13 protein-coding genes are annotated in these 18,073 nt (G+C 68.4%); 7 read left to right on the top strand and 6 right to left on the bottom strand.

From position 1 onward, the window contains the following. The first annotated feature begins 54 nt into the window (after positions 1–54). Positions 55–753, top strand: a complete 699-nt coding sequence (locus FOF45_RS16935) for a MarC family protein (protein WP_158986928.1) — start codon at positions 55–57, stop codon at positions 751–753. Positions 754–775: 22 nt separating this feature from the next. On the opposite strand, the gene FOF45_RS16930 is transcribed toward FOF45_RS16935, so the two are convergent. Next, positions 776–1,900 carry an efflux RND transporter periplasmic adaptor subunit gene (locus FOF45_RS16930; RefSeq protein WP_158986926.1) on the bottom strand — a complete coding sequence of 375 codons (1,125 nt, stop codon included), beginning with the start codon at positions 1,898–1,900 and terminating at the stop codon, positions 776–778. Then, a complete protein-coding gene (locus tag FOF45_RS16925) occupies positions 1,897–5,115 on the bottom strand; it encodes an efflux RND transporter permease subunit (protein ID WP_158986924.1) in 3,219 nt (1,072 codons plus the stop codon). The genes FOF45_RS16930 and FOF45_RS16925 overlap by 4 nt, the downstream gene beginning before the upstream one ends. 284 nt (positions 5,116–5,399) lie before the next feature. On the opposite strand from FOF45_RS16925, the gene FOF45_RS16920 reads away from it, so the two are divergent. Next, entirely contained in the window at positions 5,400–6,332 is a 933-nt protein-coding gene (locus FOF45_RS16920) for an AraC family transcriptional regulator (RefSeq protein WP_158986922.1), read from the top strand. Between the two features lie 48 nt (positions 6,333–6,380). On the opposite strand, the gene FOF45_RS16915 is transcribed toward FOF45_RS16920, so the two are convergent. Continuing rightward, positions 6,381–6,905: a DUF4136 domain-containing protein gene (locus FOF45_RS16915; protein ID WP_158986920.1), complete on the bottom strand. Its 525-nt coding sequence runs from the start codon at positions 6,903–6,905 to the stop codon at positions 6,381–6,383. 167 nt (positions 6,906–7,072) lie between these two features. Between FOF45_RS16915 and FOF45_RS16910 the strand changes: the two genes are divergently transcribed. After that, a complete protein-coding gene (locus FOF45_RS16910; protein ID WP_158986918.1) occupies positions 7,073–7,564 on the top strand; it encodes a hypothetical protein in 492 nt (163 codons plus the stop codon). Between the two features lie 3 nt (positions 7,565–7,567). Here the strand turns inward: FOF45_RS16910 and pgl are convergent, their stop codons facing one another. From pgl to FOF45_RS16895, 3 genes are all read right to left on the bottom strand, one after another. Further along, on the bottom strand, positions 7,568–8,278 hold the full coding sequence (pgl, locus tag FOF45_RS16905) for a 6-phosphogluconolactonase (RefSeq protein ID WP_158987629.1): 711 nt from the start codon (positions 8,276–8,278) through the stop codon (positions 7,568–7,570). Positions 8,279–8,358: 80 nt separating this feature from the next. Further along, positions 8,359–9,345 (bottom strand): glucokinase, encoded by a 987-nt coding sequence (gene glk, locus FOF45_RS16900; RefSeq protein WP_233264177.1) that lies wholly within the window; start codon positions 9,343–9,345, stop codon positions 8,359–8,361. 220 nt (positions 9,346–9,565) lie between these two features. Beyond that, positions 9,566–10,957: a GH1 family beta-glucosidase gene (locus FOF45_RS16895; protein WP_158986916.1), complete on the bottom strand. Its 1,392-nt coding sequence runs from the start codon at positions 10,955–10,957 to the stop codon at positions 9,566–9,568. Positions 10,958–11,125: 168 nt separating this feature from the next. Between FOF45_RS16895 and FOF45_RS16890 the strand changes: the two genes are divergently transcribed. The 4 genes from FOF45_RS16890 (at position 11,126) to zipA (ending at position 17,781) form a co-directional block, all read left to right on the top strand. After that, entirely contained in the window at positions 11,126–12,223 is a 1,098-nt protein-coding gene (locus tag FOF45_RS16890) for an ABC transporter ATP-binding protein (protein WP_158986914.1), read from the top strand. A gap of 75 nt (positions 12,224–12,298) precedes the next feature. Then, a complete protein-coding gene (locus tag FOF45_RS16885) occupies positions 12,299–13,303 on the top strand; it encodes a cupin-like domain-containing protein (RefSeq protein ID WP_158986912.1) in 1,005 nt (334 codons plus the stop codon). A gap of 195 nt (positions 13,304–13,498) precedes the next feature. Further along, positions 13,499–17,002, top strand: a complete 3,504-nt coding sequence (gene smc, locus FOF45_RS16880; protein ID WP_158986910.1) for a chromosome segregation protein SMC — start codon at positions 13,499–13,501, stop codon at positions 17,000–17,002. Positions 17,003–17,040: 38 nt separating this feature from the next. After that, on the top strand, positions 17,041–17,781 hold the full coding sequence (gene zipA, locus FOF45_RS16875) for a cell division protein ZipA (protein WP_158986908.1): 741 nt from the start codon (positions 17,041–17,043) through the stop codon (positions 17,779–17,781). Positions 17,782–18,073: the final 292 nt, after the last annotated feature.

The following is an 18,073-nucleotide window of genomic DNA, read 5'->3' as shown; positions in this document are numbered from 1 at the left end:
CCCGGCTTTCACGCCTGCCGGAATGCAGTAGCCGCTCCCGACGCAGGAGCGGCCATGACGCTGGAAATGCTGATGCAGGCCGCGGTGGTGGAGCCGCAGCCGCGCGCGTACCTGATCTCGTCGTCGAACATCTTCCTGTTCTTCTTCATCATGCTCGGGCCGCTCAAGCTGCTCGGCCCGTACTTCGTGCAGACGCGGGAGCTGCCGGCGAAGCAGGCCCGCGCGATGGCGTGGAAGGTGTTCGCGCTGGCGGTGGTGGCGATCCTCATCGCCGGCCTGCTCGGTCGCGTGCTGCTGCGCAACTGGCACATCGCGCCGCCGGTGATGCAGCTCGCGGCGGGCCTCATCTTCCTGCTGGTCGCGTTGCAGATGGTGCTGTCGCAGTACCAGGAGACCGACTCGCCGCAAGGAGAGTCGGTGGAACCGCAACTGTTGCGGCTGGTGTTCCCGGTCACCGTCACGCCCTACGGCGTGGCGACGGTCATCGTGATGATGGCGATGAGCGCGGACATGCAGCGTTCGTTCTCGGTGCTGGGACTGGCCATCGCGGTGATGGCGCTGAACCTGCTGGCGATGCTGTTCGTGCGGCCACTGATGCGCACGATCGGGCTGTTGCCGCTGCAGATCCTGGGCGCGGTGCTCGGCATCCTGCAGGTCGGACTGGCGTTGCAGCTGATGGTGGTCGCACTGGCGCAGCTGGGGTTGCCACTGGACACGGGCGCGCTCGGGCCGCTGATGCCCGGACCGCGCTGACGCAGCCCGGGTAATCGCCCGGTTACTTCTTCTCCACGGGCGGCAGCGTGCGCGCCTTCACCCGGCTGCCCGGCGTGAGCAGTGCATTGGGCGCGAGGACCACCGTGTCGTTGGCCGCGACACCGGAGAGGATCTCGATCTCGTTGCCGAGGTTGCGGCCGAGAGTGACGTCGCGGAACTCCAGCGTCGAATCCTTGAGCGTCGCGATCTGGGCGCCGCTGCCGCGCTGGATCACCGTCGACAGCGGTACGACCACTGCCGGTGCCGCGCGCGGCAGGCGTAAGGTCACCGTGCCGACCATGCCGGCGGGAATGCGGCTATCGGGATTGGGCAGACGCAGTTCGGTGCGCATCACGCCAGCGTCGCGCGAAATCGCCTGCGCACTGCGCACGACCTGCGCCTTGAACGTCTGGCCCGGGAGTTCCGGGAAGCTGACGTCGCCTTCCACGCCGGGGCGGATCTGCAGCGCCACGTTCTGCGGCACGTCGACCACCACGCGTAGCGGATCCAGCGCGTTGACTTCGAACATCGGCTCCGCGCTCGCGGCATCGCCGACCACACGATCGCCGCGTTCGACATTGCGCGCCACCACCACGCCGGCGAACGGCGCGCGCACGGTCTGGAAGCCCTGCCGTTCGCGCGCCGCCGCAAGGCGCGCTTCCGCCGCGCCACGTGCTGCGACGGCGACGTCGTAGTTGGCCTTGCGGTCGCTGTAGAGCTCCTTGGAAATCGCGCCCGAGCCGATCAGTACCTGCGCGCGGTCGTAGTTGACCCTGGCCAGTTCCTGGTCCGCGCGCGCCTGTTCGAGACCGGCGGCGGCTTCGCGCACGGCCTGGTCGGATTCGGGCGCGGAAATCACCGCGAGCACCTGGCCTGCGCCCACCGCGTCGCCGAGATCGGCGCGACGCTCGCTGACGAAACCGGTTGCGCGTGGATAGATCTGCGCGGATTCGCCGGCCAGTGCGCGCGCCGGCAGGCGCAGGTCGAACGCGTTGTCGGCGGCCCTGGCCTGCGCGGTGAGGACTTCGGGCACGCTGACCGGCGGCGTGGTTTCGGCGGCGCTGCGGCTGCACGCGGCGAGCGTGAACGCCACGACGGTCGCGAGCAGCGTGTGCGCGGCAACGGAACGAGTAGGCGAGATGATCATGGAGTGGCTCCTGCTTCGGCGCCGTCGGTGCCGGAGGTGGTAACGGATTCGGAATCGCCGAGCGCGGCGTGGCGGGCTGCGGCGGGCATGCGGCCGAGCACCGCGAGGATCGAGGGCACCAGGATCAGCGTGGCGGGCGTGCCGAAGAGCAGGCCTCCGATCACCGCGCGGCCCAGCGGCGCGTTCTGCTCGCCGCCTTCGCCCAGGCCGATCGCCATCGGGATGATGCCCAGCACCATCGCGCTGGCGGTCATCAGCACCGGTCGCAGTCGCACCGCGGCCGATTCGTACGCGGCCAGTTCGGGATCGTGTCCCTGTGCGACGAGTCCGCGCGCGAAGCTGGTCACCAGCACGCTGTTCGCGGTGGACACGCCGATCACCATCATCACGCCCATCAACGCGGGCACGCTGAGCGGCGTGCCGGTGAGGAACAGGCCGATGGCCGCGCCGGCGATCGCGACCGGCAGGCCCGACATCGCCACAAGCGGCTGGATCCACGACTGGAAGTTCACCACCAGCACCAGGAACACCAGCGTCGCCGACATCAGCAGGCCGGCGGCGAGTTCGCTGTAAGCGCTCTGCATCTCGCCGGCCTGGCCGACGATCTCGATGCGGTTGCCGGGCTTGAGGCGCGCTTCCATCGACTTGGTGATCCTGGTGAGGCGGTCATGGACCGAGCCCAGGTCGGTGCCTTCGACGTTGGCCAGCACGCTGATCGTCGGCGCCAGCGTGGTGCGCGCCAGGCTCGCCGGCACGTTGCGCGGCGTGACCGTGGCGATGTTGCGCAGGAGCACGGCCTGTCCATCGTTGCCGATGCGCAGCGGCGCGTTGAGCAGCGCGTCGATGCTGGTCATGTTCGGCGGCGGCGCCTGCACCTGCACGGTGTAGGCGAGTGCGTTGACGGTATCGGTCCAATACACCGGCGAAACCGTGCCGGCCGAGCCGAGCACCGCCAGCACTGCGCGGCTGGCCTGCTGCGCATCGAGTCCCAACTGCGCCGCGCGCGTGCGGTCGATGTGCACCTGGTATTCGGGCAGGTCGAGCACCTGGCGCAGCGCGACGTCGACCGCGCCCGGCACCTGCTTGAGCTGCTGCTCGATCTCGCGCGCGAGTGCGAGGTTGCCCGCGTTGTCGCGGCCGATCAGGCGCACTTCGAACGCGGCCGCGGCGGAGCCGGCCAGCGTGCGGCTGGTCGCGTCCGGCGGACGTTCGAACATCTTCACGTCGGGGAACTTCTCGGCAAGGCGATGACGGATGCGCGAGAGGTATTCGTGGCTGGGGCCGTGCGGCGTCTTCAGCTGCAGCATGATCTCGGCTTCGAACGAACCGACCACCGCGCTGTCGACCAGCGACAGGTTGACCGCGTCGGGCACGCCGATCTGTTCGTAGACGGTCTGCAGTTCGGTAGGGGGGATGATCTCGCGGATCTCGCGCTGGATCTGGGTCACGCGCGCGGCGGTTTCCTCCAGTCGCGTGCCGGACGGAAAGCGCACCTGGAAACGCAGCTGGCCGGCATCGACCTGCGGAAAGTACTCGCGCCCCAGCATCAATGCCGAACCCGCGCCCAGCGCGATCACCAGTAGCGCCGCCATCGCGAGCACGCCGCCGTGATGGCCCAGCTTCACCAGCAGCGCATGGTGGCGCTCGCGCAGCGATTCGAGCGTGTGTTCGACCTTGTGGCTGACCGAGAGCAGCAGCTTCTCGGCTTTCCAGCGCGGATTCTCGCGGCTGCGGATGTCGGCCGGCAGCAGCAGGTAGCACAGCACCGGGATCAGTGTGCGCGAGAGCAGGAACGAGGCCAGCATCGCGAAGATCACCGCCAGCGCCAGCGGCGTGAACACCCACGCCGACAATCCGGTCATCAGCAGGATTGGCGTGAGCACGATGCAGATGGCGATGGTGGAGACCATCTCCGGGAACACCACTTCCTTCGCGCTGTCCAGGATCGCGGTGCGCACGTCCTTGCCCATCGCGATGTTGCGGTTGGTGTTCTCCACGTCCACCACCGCGTTGTCGACCAGGATGCCGATCGCGAGCGCGAGGCCGCCCAGCGTCATCACATTGAACGTGTAGCCCAGCAGGCTGAGCACCGCGACAGACGCGAGCAGTGCGAGCGGAATGGCCGACAGCACGATCAGGCTGGAACGCCACGAGCCGATGAACACCAATACGACCAGCGCGACCAGCAGGCCGACCAGGATCGCTTCGTGTCGGATCGAGCCGATCGCGTTGTCGACGAACACCGATTGGTCGAAGATCGGCTGGATGCGCGTGCCGGGCGGTGCGGATGCTTCGATCTCCGGCAGGCGTTCGCGCACCGCGCGTACCAGCTCCACTGCCGAGGCGTTGCCGAGCTTGATCAGCGCCACCGCCACCGCGCTCGAGCCGTCCATGCGCGCGACGTTGGTCTGCAGCGCGCCACCGTCGCGCACCGAGGCGATGTCGCGCACGTACACCAGCGTGCCGTTGCGCGCGGCGACTGGGATGTCGAGGAAATCCGCGGCCGTTGCGGGACTGGTGTCGAGCGAGATCTGCATCTCGCGCGCGTTCTCGCGGATCGAGCCGGAGGGCAGGGTGGGGCTGCCGCGTTCAAGCGCGCCGGTGACGTCAGCCGGCGTGAGCCCGTAGGTCTGCAGCGCGGCCGGATCGAGGTCGACCATGATCTGCCGCGCCGCGCCGCCGTAGGGCAGCGACATGCGGATGCCGGGAATGGTCTGGATCTGCGAGCGAAGCTGCAGGCGCGCGTAGTCGTAGAGCTGCGCTTCGGTCATCGAGTCCGACGACAGCACCAGCATCAGCACCGGCGTGGACGACACGTTGTTGCGGATGACCAGCGGCGGCGACGTGCCCGGCGGCATGCGCCGCAGGATCGTCTGCGAGACCGAGGTGATCTGGCCGAGCGCGCGGTCCAGGCTTACGTTCGGCTGGAAGTCGATGCGCACGATGCTGGCGCCGTTGATCGTGTCGGAGCGGACCTCCTTCAGGTCGTCGACCGTGTTCATGATCGCCACCTCGGAGAACGAGGTGAGCTTGGCGGCCATGTCGGCGGCGGGCAGGCCGTTGTACGTCCACACCAGGTTGATCGAGGGAATCCCAACCTCGGGCAGGATGTCGGTCGGCATTCGCCGCGCCGCCAGCGTGCCGAACAGCAGGATCAGGATGGCGAGCACGCCGATGGTGTAACGGCGGCTCAGGGCGTATTGGACGATCCACATCGTGCTGCATCCGTGGGGGAGGCGGTGGCTGACAGTGCGCGCACGCCGTGACCGGCCGACGCCATCGCCGCGACACCGCGAAGCGGCGTGGCGCTGGTACAGGACGGGGCCGTGACGATCCAGCGTCCACGGCGATGCTCGAATTAAGGTAGGCGCGCGCCCCCAGTCCGAGCTAGTCCATTGCTGCACGATAATTGCCTGATCCTGCAATTCGACCGGATCGGCAACATGACCTTTGGCACAGAGGCCATAATCGGCAAGGTCACACGACGGCCCGGAACCCCATGAATCTCATTGCTTCCACGCCGGACATCGAGCACCACGCCGGCTGCGCGTCGCTGGCGGAGCTTTCCGAGCGGATTGCCCGATCGACACCGGAGGACGGCATCCACGGCACGGCCTATGCGCCGCTGAGCCTGGTGCGCATCAGCGCGCCGACCGCGTGCACACCGTCGGTGTACGAGCCGCGCCTGGCGATCGTCGCGCAGGGCAGCAAGGTCGCCACGCTCGCGGGCCAGACCTACCGCTACGACCCGCTCAACTACCTCGTCGTATCGGTGACGCTGCCGGTGACGGGACAGGTCGTCGAGGCGACGCCGGAGCATCCGTACCTGTGTTTCCGCCTCGACATCGACCCGCAGGAAGTCGCCGACCTGCTTGCCGACGCCGGCACGTCGCACGCGACGCAGGGTGTGGATCCGGGCCTGTACGCGGCGCGTGTCACCCGTCCGCTGATGGATGCGGTGTTGCGCCTGATGCGCTTGCTCGACACGCCTTCGGACGTACCGGTGCTCGCGCCGCTGCTGCGACGCGAGATCCTGTACCGCGTGCTCAGCGGCGAACTCGGCCATCGCCTGCGTGCACTCGCGGTCACCGATTCCCGCTCGCACCGCATCGCCCGCGCGGTGTCGTCGCTTCGGCAGAACTATCTGGAACCGCTGAGCATCGACGACCTCGCTCGTTCGGTGCATATGAGCACGTCGTCGTTCCACCACCAGTTCAAGGCGGTGACGACGATGTCGCCGTTGCAGTTCCAGAAGCACCTGCGCCTGCACGAGGCGCGCCGGCTGATGCTCGGTGGCGCGATGGAAGCGATGTCCGCGGCGCGCCACGTCGGCTACGAAAGCCCCTCGCAGTTCAGTCGCGAATACAAGCGCCTGTTCGGCGCGCCGCCGCGCTCGGAAGTGGGGCGCTCGCGCAACGTGCCGCAGGTGTGATTGGACGCGCCCCGCATCCGCGAGGGCTGCGTCGCATCGCCTGATGCGCTATTGCGGGAACTTCGCGAACATCCGCGTCACCGCCTGGTCGACCGCCTTGTCGACCTTGTCCGGATTCGACGACACGGTCTCCGTCGCGGTACCGCGCCAGACCGCCTTCTGCGTCTTCGCGTCGAACATGTCGATGACGAGCGTGCCGACCTCGTAGTTGTGCACGCTGGTCGTCGCCGTGCCCATCCCCATGCCCATTCCGCCCCAGCCGCGCCAGCCCCAGCCGCCCATCGGCGTGCCGGTGTAGAACGTATCGAGGGTCTGCTTCTGCGACGTGGAGACGTGCGCGGCGACCGCGACGTCGCCCTGTTCGGCCAGCGTCCAGCCCTTGGCGCGCAGTTGCGCGTCGACGTTGTCGACGATGCGCTGGTCCACCAGCGGCGAACCGCCCTGCGGCTTGAGCGCCCAGTAGTAGGTCTTGTACGCGGAGAAGTTCGCGGCCGGATCGCGATCGACGGTCACCTTCGGCGCCGCCGAGGCGGCGACCGGAACCAGCAGCGCGAGGAGCAGAAGGCCTTTCATGGCATCACCTGCGTGTGGGAAGGATCGCTACGTTCGCGCCACGGCCGGATAAACAGCGTGAAATCGTGGGCCGGCAAGAGGCCGGCTACGCGTCTTCCCTTGGGAGTTCGCGATGCGCACCGCACCTGTGGAATGATCCCAACCGCCAACGACGCACAAGGACGCCCATGTCGCTGCCCGAATCCGTACGCCCGATCCTCGAATCCGTGATACGCCAGCCCACGGTCGCGCGCGGGTTGCCGCTGGAGTTCTGGCGGCATCCCGATCACCGCGCGTGGATCGATGCCTTCACGGAGCTGGCGATCGCGCTGACGCAGTCCGATCTCGATGAGGCGTCGTTGCCGCGCGGTTACGTGCTGATCGCTTACCTGTTCGATTGGGAGGCGCAGTGCCAGTTCAGCGGTTGGCATGCGCTGGAGAACCGGCGCAACGAACTCCCCGCGATCTTCGTCGCCTACGAAGAGGTCGGGCTGGAGGGTGAGGCCGAGGCGTTGCGTCGTGCGCTGCAGGCGTGGGATGCGTCGGGTGGCGATCATGTCGCGGCGGGAGCGGCGTACAACACGACGCGGCACGGCTACAGTGTCGACCTGGATCGCCTGGAATATCTCGCCGGTTACTTCATCGACCACGCGGACCGGCTGCTGTACGACGCCGCGTAACGATCACTCGTACCAGTGCACGTGCAGCGGCGTGCCGTGGTCGCTGTCGAGCGTGGTCAGCACCGGCCAGCGCTCAAGGTCGCCCGATACCAGCGCCTGTTCGAACACCGCGCGCTTGCGTTCGCCATGCAATAGCAGCAGCCGGTGCGGGATGCGCGCGATGCCGTGCGGCGTGAGGCTGATGCGACGCGGCCATTCGCGCGCGCCGGGACAGCCGCTCGCATCTATGGCGACGTAATCGCGCTGGCTCTTCATCACGCGCTCGAAATCGTTCATCGCCGGGAACAGCGAGGCGGTATGGCCATCGTCGCCCATGCCGAACACCGCGACGGTCGCTTCGCGTCGCGCATGCGCGTTGGCCGTTGCGACCGCGCCCTCGATGTTGCGGCCGGCCTGGGTCATCGGTTCGAAATGCGCGGGCGCGGCATGGTCCTGCAGCAGCTCGTGGCGAACCAGCCAGGCGTTGCTTTCGGGGTCGTCGGGGAGCAGCCAGCGTTCGTCGACCAGGCCCACGTCGACGCGTTCCCAGTCCAGCGGCGCCTGCGAGAGCGCGTGGTAGACCGGTCCCGGCGTGGTGCCGCCGGACAGCAGCAGGCGCGCGCGCGGTTGCAGGGTCAAGTCACGACGCAGATCGGCGGCGATCGACACCGCCGCGGCCCAGGTCCAGACCTCGCGGTTCGGGTGCACGTGCAGGACATGCCGGGCGACCGGCATGTTGGTGCGGGCGGAAGCGGGCGAGCCAGCGTCGACCATGAGCCGATCCTCGCACAGCTTCGGGCACGGTGGGGTGTGGGCTACGCTCCGGTCTGCGCCAGCGCGGCCGCGCCCAGCAGGCCCGGCTGCGGATGGACCACCGCCAGCGTCGGGATGCGCGCCATCGTCGGCGAGAACCGGCCCTTGTATTCGAAGCGCTGGCGGAACGCCGAGTGCGCGATCTGCGGCAGCAGCTTGGGTACGAGTCCGCCCGCGAGGAAAACGCCGTCCCACGCGCCCAGGGTCAGGACGAGGTCGCCCGCGGCGGCACCGAAGACGGCGCAGAACACGTCGACAGTGCGCAGTGCGCGTTCGTCGCCTTCCTTCGCGCGCGCGGTGATGTCGGAGGGCTTGAGCGGTCCCGGATCCTCGCCCGCGATCGCGCTGAGCGCACGGTGCACGTTGACCAGACCCTGGCCGCTGACGAGGCGTTCGTTGGAGACGCGGCCGAACTCGCCGGACATGCGCTGGAGGATCTCGATTTCCTCCGGTGAGTTCGGCGCGAAGCCGACGTGGCCGCCCTCGGTCTGCAACGCGTAATGGCGGCCATCGCGACGCAGCAGTCCGCCCACGCCCAGCCCGGTGCCGGCGCCGATGATCGCGAAAGTGCGGTCCTGGCCATCGTGGCCGTTCCAGCCGACGCCGCCGACCGGCACCACGTCCTTGGGCTGCAGCAGCGAAGCGCCCATCGCCTGCGCGGCGAAGTCGTTGACCAGTCGAACCGAGTCCAGCCCCAGGGCTTGGCAGGTGCGCGTGGCCGAGATCACCCACGGATGATTGGTGATGCGCGCCTCGTCGCCGTCCACGCGACCTGCCACCGCGAACACGCCGTTCTGCGCAGTGGCACCGGTGGTGTCGAGGTAATGGCGTGCCGCATCGGACAGCGAAGGAAAGTCGGCGACGGCGAACTCGCGCACGCTTTCCATCAGCAGGGGCTCGACCGGATCCTGGCGGGCCAGGGCAAAGCGGGCATTGGTGCCGCCGATGTCGGCGAGCAGGGAGGTGGCCGGAAGAACGGAAACGCTCAAGGAATCACCACTGCGTTCGCGCGGAATGCGGAAGAGCCGCAGGGTAATCGCTCGGCCGGCGTCTGTGTGGGAAAGCGCGGCGGCCGGAGGTCGTGCAAGGCGCTGAATACGAAATCAGCGGTCGTCGCGTCGTGACATAGAACGGAGGGACCCGTTGCCGAAGAGGGAGGGAGGCAACGGATCCCGTCCGCGAAACGCGTGGGGAAAGTAAGGAGGGGCTTCAGTACGGCAGCGGGTCGGCCAGCGAGCGGCCGTGCGACTGGATCACCCGCGAGTACCACAGCGCACTGTCCTTCGGCGTGCGCTCCTGCGTGCCGTAGTTCACGTGGATCATGCCGAAGCGCTTGGAATAGCCCAGCGACCATTCCAGGTTGTCCAGCAGCGACCACAGCATGTAGCCGCGCACGTCGACGCCGGCGTCGATCGCGTCGTGGATCGCGCGCAGGTGCTTGCGCAGGTAGTCCGTGCGCAGCGGGTCCTTGACGCGACGCTTGCCGTCGTCGTCCACCATCGCGGTCGGCGGATCGAAGAACGCCGCACCGTTTTCGGTGATGTAGACCGGCAGGTCGCCGTAGGTCTGCTTGAACCACACCAGCAGGTCGGTCAGGCCCTGCGGGAAGACTTCCCAGCCGGTCTCCGTGTACGTACCCAGCGGCTGGCGCACTACGCCGGTGTTGAGCGGGTAGCTCTCGGCGGCCTTGGTGACGCTGCGCGTGTAGTAGTTGATGCCGACGAAGTCGAGCTTCTGCTGGATCAGTTCGTAATCTTCCGCCGGCCATTCCGGCCATGCGTTGCCGAAGATCTCCTTCAGCTCCGGCGGGTAATGGCCGAGCAGGGCGGGGTGCAGGTACTGCTCGTTCATGTACGCGTGCGCGCGACGCACCGCGGCCGCGTCGTCGGACGAGTCGGTCGCCGGGTACTTCGGTTCGATGTTCACCACCAGGCCGATCTCGTGGCGGCCCAGTTCGCGGTATGCCTTCACTGCCGCGCCGTGCGCGCGCATGAGGTTGTGCGAGGCGATCGGCGCTTCGAACTTGCTGCGATGGCCGGGCGCCAGCGCGCCGTGCAGGTAGCCGCCGTCGGTGACCACCCACGGCTCGTTGAGCGTGACCCACTTCTTCACGCGGCCGTCGAGTTCGCGGTACATCACGCCGGCGTATTCGGCGAACCAGTCGGCGATGTCGCGGTTGAGCCAGCCACCGCGGTCGTCGAGCGCCGCCGGCAGGTCCCAGTGGTACAGCGTCAGCAGCGGCTCGATACCGTTGTTGAGCAGCTCGTCGACCAGGCGCGAATAGAAGTCCAGGCCTTTCTGGTTCACCCGACCCGTACCCTCGGGCAGGATGCGCGACCACGACACGCTGAAGCGGTAGGCCTGCAGGCCCAGCTCGCGCATCAGCTTCACGTCGTCCTTCCAGCGGTTGTAGTGGTCGCAGGCGACGTCGCCGGTGTCGCCGTTAAGCATCATCCCCGGGGTGTGGGCGAAGCGCGTCCAGATGCTCGGACCGGCACCGTCGGCCAGCGGCGAGCCCTCGATCTGGTGGGCCGCGGTGGCGGCACCCCACAGAAAGCCCTTGGGGAACGCGAACGTGTCGGGACCAGGCGCCTGGCTCATCGGTGATTCGGCCTCGGATGGCGGTTTCGCGCAGGGCGAAACGCGGTGGATAGGCATGAAAACGGTTACATGGCAGGATAGCCGAGGACGGCGGCAAATGCATCGCCGACAATCCAAACGCCGACCTGCATCACGTCGGCCATGCCGTCGTCAGGGGCCGGAGAATTCATGGCGAAAGTCACGCTGGACCGTCTGCGCAAGGTCTATCCCAACGGCTACGTCGGCGTGGACGATGCGACGTTCGAGATCGGCGATGGCGAGCTGCTGGTCCTGGTCGGGCCGTCCGGCTGCGGCAAGTCGACGCTGCTGCGCATGATCGCGGGACTGGAGACCATCACCTCCGGCGAACTGCGCATCGGCGAGCGTCGCGTCAACGACGTCGCGCCGAAGGACCGCGACATCGCGATGGTGTTCCAGAGCTACGCGCTGTATCCGCACATGACGGTCGCGGATAACCTCGGCTTCGGCCTGAAGCTGCGCGGCACCGACAAGGCCGAGATCGCCCGTCGCGTGCGCGAATCGGCAGCGATGCTCGAACTGGAATCGTTGCTGGATCGCAAGCCGGCCGCGCTGTCGGGCGGACAGCGCCAGCGCGTCGCGCTCGGGCGGGCGCTGGTGCGCAACCCGCAGGTGTTCCTGCTCGACGAGCCGCTGTCCAACCTCGACGCCAAGCTGCGAGCGACCACGCGCGTGGAGATCGCGCGCCTGCATCGCCAGCTCGGCACGACGATGGTCTACGTCACCCACGACCAGGTCGAGGCGATGACGCTGGGCCAGCGCATCGTCGTGCTCGATAAAGGCCGCATCCAGCAGATCGACACGCCGATGGCGCTGTACAACCGTCCGGCCAACCTGTTCGTCGCGACCTTCCTCGGCAGTCCGCGCATGAACCTGCTACAGGGCGACGTCGTCGCCGATGGCGATGGCCTGCGCCTGCGCGTCGCCGATGGGCTGGAGCTGGCGCTGCATCCGGATGCCGCACTGGTATCGGCGATGCGCGCGTTCGCCGGGCATCGCCTCACGATCGGCCTGCGCCCGGAGGACCTGTTCCTGACCGCACCCGGTGCGGGACGCCTGAGCGCACGCGTGGAAACCGTCGAGCCGGTCGGCAACGAAGCCTTCCTCCATCTCGACTGCGCCGGTTCGGAGCTGGTCGTGCGCCTGTCGCCGCGCGGCCTTCCGGAGGTCGGCCAGATCGTGCACCTGGACCACCATGACGAACACCTGCACTGCTTCGATCCGGAAACCGGACAGCGGGTGGGGTGACCTCGCGCGACGCGCGCGCCGCTTTCGCCAACATGTTTCGCTAGCATGGGCTGCCGCCAGCGGGACCGGAGCCGCATGTCCATTGCCATCGAGGAAGTCCGTGCGGCCGATGGGCCGATCACGCGGCAGGCGCTGATCGACGGCGCGCGCCCGCGCGTGTTGCGCGGCATCTGCCGCGACTGGCCAATGGTCGCGCTGGCGCGCGGTTCCGATTCGGCCTTCGCCCGCGAACTGGCGCACCACGACAACGCCACCCCGGTCGACGCGCTGCTGATGCCGCCCGAGGCGCTGGGCGTGGTCGGTTACAACGCGGACCTCAGCGGCTTCAACTACCGGCATTTCCGCGTCACCGTGACGCAGGTGCTGGAGCGCCTCGCGGCGTACAGCCGGCAGGAGGAGGGCGAAGCGGGCGGCGTGGCGATGCAGAGCGCGCTGGTCGCACAGTGCCTGCCAGGGTTGATGGATGCGCATCCGATGCCGCTCCTCGACGCCGATGTGCAGCCGCGGCTGTGGATCGGCAATCGCGTGACCACGCCGGCGCATTTCGACACCTCGCACAACCTCGCCGTGGTCGTGTGCGGACGGCGCCGGTTCACGCTGATGCCGCCGGAGCAGGTCCGCAATCTCTATGTCGGCCCGCTCGATCGCGCGCCGACCGCCGCCGCTATCAGCCTGCCGCCGATCGACGCCGTCGACGATCCGCGCTACCCGCGCCTCGGCGAGGCGCTGGCGCACGCGCAGGTGGCCGAGCTGGAACCGGGCGATGCGATCTACATCCCACCGGTGTGGTGGCACCACGTCGCCTCGCTCGAACGCCTCAACGCGCTGATCAATTACTGGTGGCGTCCGCCGGCGTTCCCCGGCCATGTGCCCGAACCCGGCCTCGACGCACTGATGCATTGCCTGCTGGCGTTCCGCTCGCTGCCCCGGGCCGAGCGCGAGGCCTGGCGGACCCTGCTGGACCACTATGTGTTCGACGACGCCGATCCGGCGGCGCATCTCCCGGCCGATCGCCGCGGGGTGCTGGGACCGCTGACGGCGGACGTCGAGGCCCGCCTGCGCTCGCTGATCCAGCGCTGAGGGCGGGCCGGCGCGAGCCCGTCCGGGGCCCTCGCGGAGCCCTCCGCGCAGGCCGCGCGCAGTCGGTATACTCCCGGGAACCTGCGTCCCAAATGGCGCGACACGCCCAAGTCGATCAATCACTTGGGGCGTAAACCTGATCCTTTACGGTATTCACGGCCGCCTCACGCGGCGAGCCAGAGGCCATCCCGCCGCATGCGTCTGTCCACGATCAAGCTGTCCGGTTTCAAATCCTTCGTCGATCCGACCACGCTGCATTTGCCGACCAACATGACCGGCGTCGTCGGTCCCAATGGCTGCGGCAAGTCCAACATCATCGACGCCGTGCGCTGGGTGATGGGCGAGAGCTCGGCCAGCCGCCTGCGCGGCGATTCGCTGACCGACGTGATCTTCGCCGGCTCCTCGGCGCGCAAGCCGGTGTCGCAGGCGATGGTGGAGCTGATCTTCGACAACTCCGACCACACCATCACCGGCGAGTACGCCGCGTTCAACGAGATCTCGGTCAAGCGCACCGTCAGCCGCGACGGCAGCAGCCAGTACTACCTCAACGGCGCCAAGTGCCGCCGCCGCGACATCACCGACCTGTTCCTCGGCACCGGCCTGGGCCCGCGCAGCTACTCGATCATCGAGCAGGGCATGATCAGCCAGGTCATCGAGGCCAAGCCCGAGGAACTGCGCGTCTACCTGGAAGAAGCCGCCGGCATCTCCAAGTACAAGGAACGCCGCAAGGAAACCGAAACCCGCATCCGCCACACCCGCGAGAACCTGGACCGCCTGAGCGACCTGCGCGAGGAAGTCGGCAAGCAGCTCGAACACCTCAAGCGCCAGGCACGCCAGGCCGAGCAGTACCAGACCATCCAGGCCGAGCGGAAGGTCAAGGACGCCGAGTGGAAGGCACTGGAGCACCGCGCCCTCGACCAGAAGCTGCAGGGCCAGCGCGAACGCCTCAACTCACAGGAAACCCGCCTGCAGCAGTTGATCGCCGAACAGCGTGAGGCCGAGCGCGAGCTCGAAGTCGGCCGCGTGAAGCGCGAGGAAGCCGCCGAGGCGCTGAACAAGGCGCAGGCTGCCAGCTACGAGGTCAGCGGCACGCTGGCCCGCATCGAACAGCAGATCCAGCATCAGCGCGAGATGGCCACGCGCCTGCACAAGGCGCGCGATGAGGCGATGGCCGCGCTGGCCGAGCTGGGCGAACACATCGGCAGCGACCAGACCAAGCTCGACGTGCTGCGCGCCGCCGTGGGCGAAGCCGAGCCGAAGCTGGAGCAGCTGCGCGACGAGGACGGCATGCGCCAGGAAGCGTTGCGCGATGCCGAAGTCGCACTCAACGACTGGCAGCAGCGCTGGGACCAGCACAGCCGCGCCCAGGCCGAAGCCGCGCGCGCCGCGGACGTCGAACGCACCCGCATCGAACACCTCGATCGGCAGGTGCTGGACGCCGACCGTCGTCGCGAAGCGCTCAGCAACGAACGCAGCGGGCTCGACCTGGGTGCGCTGACCGAATCGTTCGCCGCGCTGCAGGAACAGCACGAAACGCAGAAGTTCTCGATCGACAGCCTCAGCGAGGAGCTGGAGACCCGCAAGGGCACACTGTCGGAGCTGCAGGAACAGCAGCGCGCCGCGCAGTCCGAGCTGGCCGAAGCGCGCAAGCAGGTGCAGGCCGCGCGCGGCCGCCTGTCGTCGCTGGAAACCCTGCAGCATGCCGCGCTCGGTCAGGAGCAGGGCGCCGCGCTGAACTGGCTGCGTTCGCGCGGCCTGGATTCGGCCACCCGCGTGGGCGAAGCGCTTCAGGTCGAAGCGGGCTGGGAGAACGCCGTCGAAAGCGCGCTGGGCCAGATGATCGAAGGCGTGCTGGTCGAGTCGCCGGAAACGCTGGTCGAGGCGATCGGCGAACTCGGCGACGGCCGCCTCGCGCTGGTCGATCCGCACAACGACGCGGTGGAATTCGCGCCGACCTCGCTGGCCTCGAAGGTGCGCGGTCCGATCGCGGTCCGTCGCATCCTCGCCCGCCTGCATGCGGCCGAGACCCTGTCCGATGCCCGCGCGCTGCTGCCGATGCTGGGCGAGGGCGAGTCCATCATCACCCGTACTGGCGAACGCATGGGCGCCGGTTGGGTGCGCGTGCTGCGCTCCGGCGCCGCCCAGCAGGGCGCGCTGCTGCGCGAACGCGAGATCCAGACGCTGCGCGGCGATATCGAAACGCTGCAGGCGCGCGAACGCGAGCTCGAGTCGCTGCTGGTGCAGCTGCGCGACCGCACGCTCGCCGCCGAACAGCAGCGCGAGGACGCACAGCGCACGCTGTACATGGCGCACCGTTCGGTGTCGGAAATCGCCGGCCAGCTGCAGAGCCAGCAGGGCCGCCTCGACAACGCGCGTTCGCGCATCGAGAAGATCGATGCGGAACTGGCGCAGATCGCACAGGGCCTGGAGGCCGCGCAGGACCAGGCACGCGAGGCGCGCGCCCGCCAGGAAGAGGCGGTCGTGCGGATGAGCGAGCTGGAAGACACGCGCCAGGCGCTGGATGCCGAGCGTCGCGTCCTCGGTGAAGCGCGCGACCAGACCCGCAACATCGCCCGCGAGTCGCGCGACACCGCGCACGCGCTGGCGCTGACCCTGGAATCCCAGCGCACCCAGATCGTCGCGCTGGAACAGGCGCTGTCGCGCATGGGCGGCCAGCGCGGCCAGCTCGACTCGCGCCTGGGCGAACTCTCCGCGCAGCTCGCCGACGGCGACGAGCCGGTCGTGACGCTGGAAGAACAGCGCCAGGTCGCGCTCGAACAGCGCGTGGTCACCGAACAGAACCTCACCGCCGCGCGTACCGCGGTGGACGGCATCGACAACGACCTGCGGCGCTTCGAACAGGTCCGCCACCAGCGCGACGACCAGGCGATCCAGCAGCGCGAGGCCATCGGCCAGCGCCGCCTCGAGCAGCAGGCGCTGGTGCTCAAGGCCGAGCAGCTCGCCGCGGCCGTGGTCGAAGCCGGTTTCGTGCTCGAGGACGTGGTCAACACGCTCACCGAGGACATGGACCCGCAGGCGTGGGAACGCACCGTGTCCGAACTGGACTCCAAGCTGCGCCGACTGGAACCGGTCAACCTCGCCGCGATCCAGGAACACGCCGAGGCCGCGCAGCGCAAGGAATACCTGGACGCGCAGGACGCCGACCTCACCGCTGCGCTGGAAACGCTGGAAGATGCGATCCGCAAGATCGACCGCGAGACGCGCGGCCGCTTCAAGGACACCTTCGACCGCGTCAACAGCGGCGTGCAGGAGCTGTATCCGCGCCTGTTCGGTGGCGGACACGCCTACCTCGAACTGACCGGCGAAGACCTGCTCGACACCGGCGTGTCGATCATGGCGCGCCCCCCGGGCAAGCGCGTGTCGAACATCTCGCTGCTGTCCGGCGGCGAGAAGGCGATGACCGCGGTCGCGCTGGTGTTCGCGATCTTCCGGCTCAATCCCGCGCCGTTCTGCCTGCTCGACGAGGTGGACGCGCCGCTGGACGAAGCCAACGTCGGTCGCCTCGCGCAGATGGTCAGCGAGATGAGCGAGCAGGTACAGTTCCTGTTCGTGACCCACAACAAGGCGACGATGGAAGCCGCGCACCAGCTGTCCGGCGTGACCATGCGCGAGCCGGGCGTCAGCCGCCTGGTGTCGGTCGACCTGGCCGAGGCCTCGCGCCTGGCGGGCGTGGCCTGATCGCGGCGTCGCATCCACATCGGTAAGGAGCCCATCGAATGTCCGACATGACCCTGCTGCGGATCGGAATCCTGATCGCGGGTCTCGTGCTGATCGCGGCGATCGTGTTCTTCGGTCGCCCGCGCAAACCGGGGCAGGGCAAGCGCGTGCCGCGCGATGCCGCCGAGTCGACGCGCCACGAACCGACGCTGGGCGAGCAGATCGCGCGCGATTTCGAGCAGCAGGGCCGCGCCGCTGGCGAGACGACCGCGCAGGCGGAGCTGGAGCTGTTCGACCGCACCCTGGAAGGCGGCGCCAACAACGAGCTGGGCCGTCGCACCACCGAAGAGTTCGACAAGATCGTCACGCTGTACCTGGCCGCGCGCGCGGGGCAGAAACTGCACGGTCCGGACATCGTCGTCGCGGCCGAGAAGGCCGGCCTGGTCTACGGCCACATGGGCGTGTTCCACCGCCTGGTCGAGAACCATCCCGAGCGCGGCCCGGTATTCAGCGTCGCCAACATCATGAAGCCCGGCAGTTTCGACATGGCGCAGATCCAGGCGCTGGAAACCCCGGCGATCGCGTTCTTCCTGACCCTGCCGGCGCCCGTCAACGCGCTCGACGGCTGGGAAATGATGCTGCCGACCGCGCAGCGCATGGCCGAACTGCTGGACGGTGTGGTCCTGGACGAACAGCGCAACGCGCTGGGACGCCAGCGCATCGCCCACATCCGCGATGAGCTGCGTGCCTACGACCGCCAGCGCGAAGCGCCGCCGCTGACCAAGCCGACGCGCTGGTGACGTTACCGCCGCTCCGCGCTTGAGCTCTCACGATTGAAGAGATCTTGAGGTGGGGCGTCGACGTGGCGGCGCGCACGATTGCGGATGCCGGCCACATTGCCGTCATTCCCGCGAAGGCGGGAATCCATGCATCAGGGCCATTCCGTCTTTCGAAGGGCGTGCCGCATCGGGTCGTTGGATTCCCGCCTTCGCGGGAATGACAGCCGCGCGATAGCCTGTATCCGCGCACGTCAACGCTTCCTCCCTCACGCTCGCACCCGCAGAATGTCCCGGTCGCCGGACGACGACCCCA

Source organism: Lysobacter panacisoli (assembly GCF_009765165.1).
In the GTDB taxonomy this organism is placed as follows: Bacteria; Pseudomonadota; Gammaproteobacteria; order Xanthomonadales; family Xanthomonadaceae; genus Lysobacter_J; species Lysobacter_J panacisoli.
This window is presented reverse-complemented; position numbering and strand designations above follow the sequence as displayed.

Bases quoted from the DNA above. Each gene is read 5' to 3' on its own strand.
- smc (WP_158986910.1), top strand. From the start codon at position 13,499: ATGCGTCTGTCCACGATCAAGCTGTCCGGTTTCAAATCCTTCGTCGAT.
- FOF45_RS16920 (WP_158986922.1), top strand. From the start codon at position 5,400: ATGAATCTCATTGCTTCCACGCCGGACATCGAGCACCACGCCGGCTGC.
- FOF45_RS16910 (WP_158986918.1), top strand. From the start codon at position 7,073: ATGTCGCTGCCCGAATCCGTACGCCCGATCCTCGAATCCGTGATACGC.
- FOF45_RS16895 (WP_158986916.1), bottom strand. From the start codon at position 10,957: ATGAGCCAGGCGCCTGGTCCCGACACGTTCGCGTTCCCCAAGGGCTTT.
- FOF45_RS16930 (WP_158986926.1), bottom strand. From the start codon at position 1,900: ATGATCATCTCGCCTACTCGTTCCGTTGCCGCGCACACGCTGCTCGCG.
- FOF45_RS16890 (WP_158986914.1), top strand. From the start codon at position 11,126: ATGGCGAAAGTCACGCTGGACCGTCTGCGCAAGGTCTATCCCAACGGC.
- FOF45_RS16885 (WP_158986912.1), top strand. From the start codon at position 12,299: ATGTCCATTGCCATCGAGGAAGTCCGTGCGGCCGATGGGCCGATCACG.
- FOF45_RS16925 (WP_158986924.1), bottom strand. From the start codon at position 5,115: ATGTGGATCGTCCAATACGCCCTGAGCCGCCGTTACACCATCGGCGTG.
- FOF45_RS16915 (WP_158986920.1), bottom strand. From the start codon at position 6,905: ATGAAAGGCCTTCTGCTCCTCGCGCTGCTGGTTCCGGTCGCCGCCTCG.
- zipA (WP_158986908.1), top strand. From the start codon at position 17,041: ATGTCCGACATGACCCTGCTGCGGATCGGAATCCTGATCGCGGGTCTC.
- pgl (WP_158987629.1), bottom strand. From the start codon at position 8,278: ATGCCGGTCGCCCGGCATGTCCTGCACGTGCACCCGAACCGCGAGGTC.
- FOF45_RS16935 (WP_158986928.1), top strand. From the start codon at position 55: ATGACGCTGGAAATGCTGATGCAGGCCGCGGTGGTGGAGCCGCAGCCG.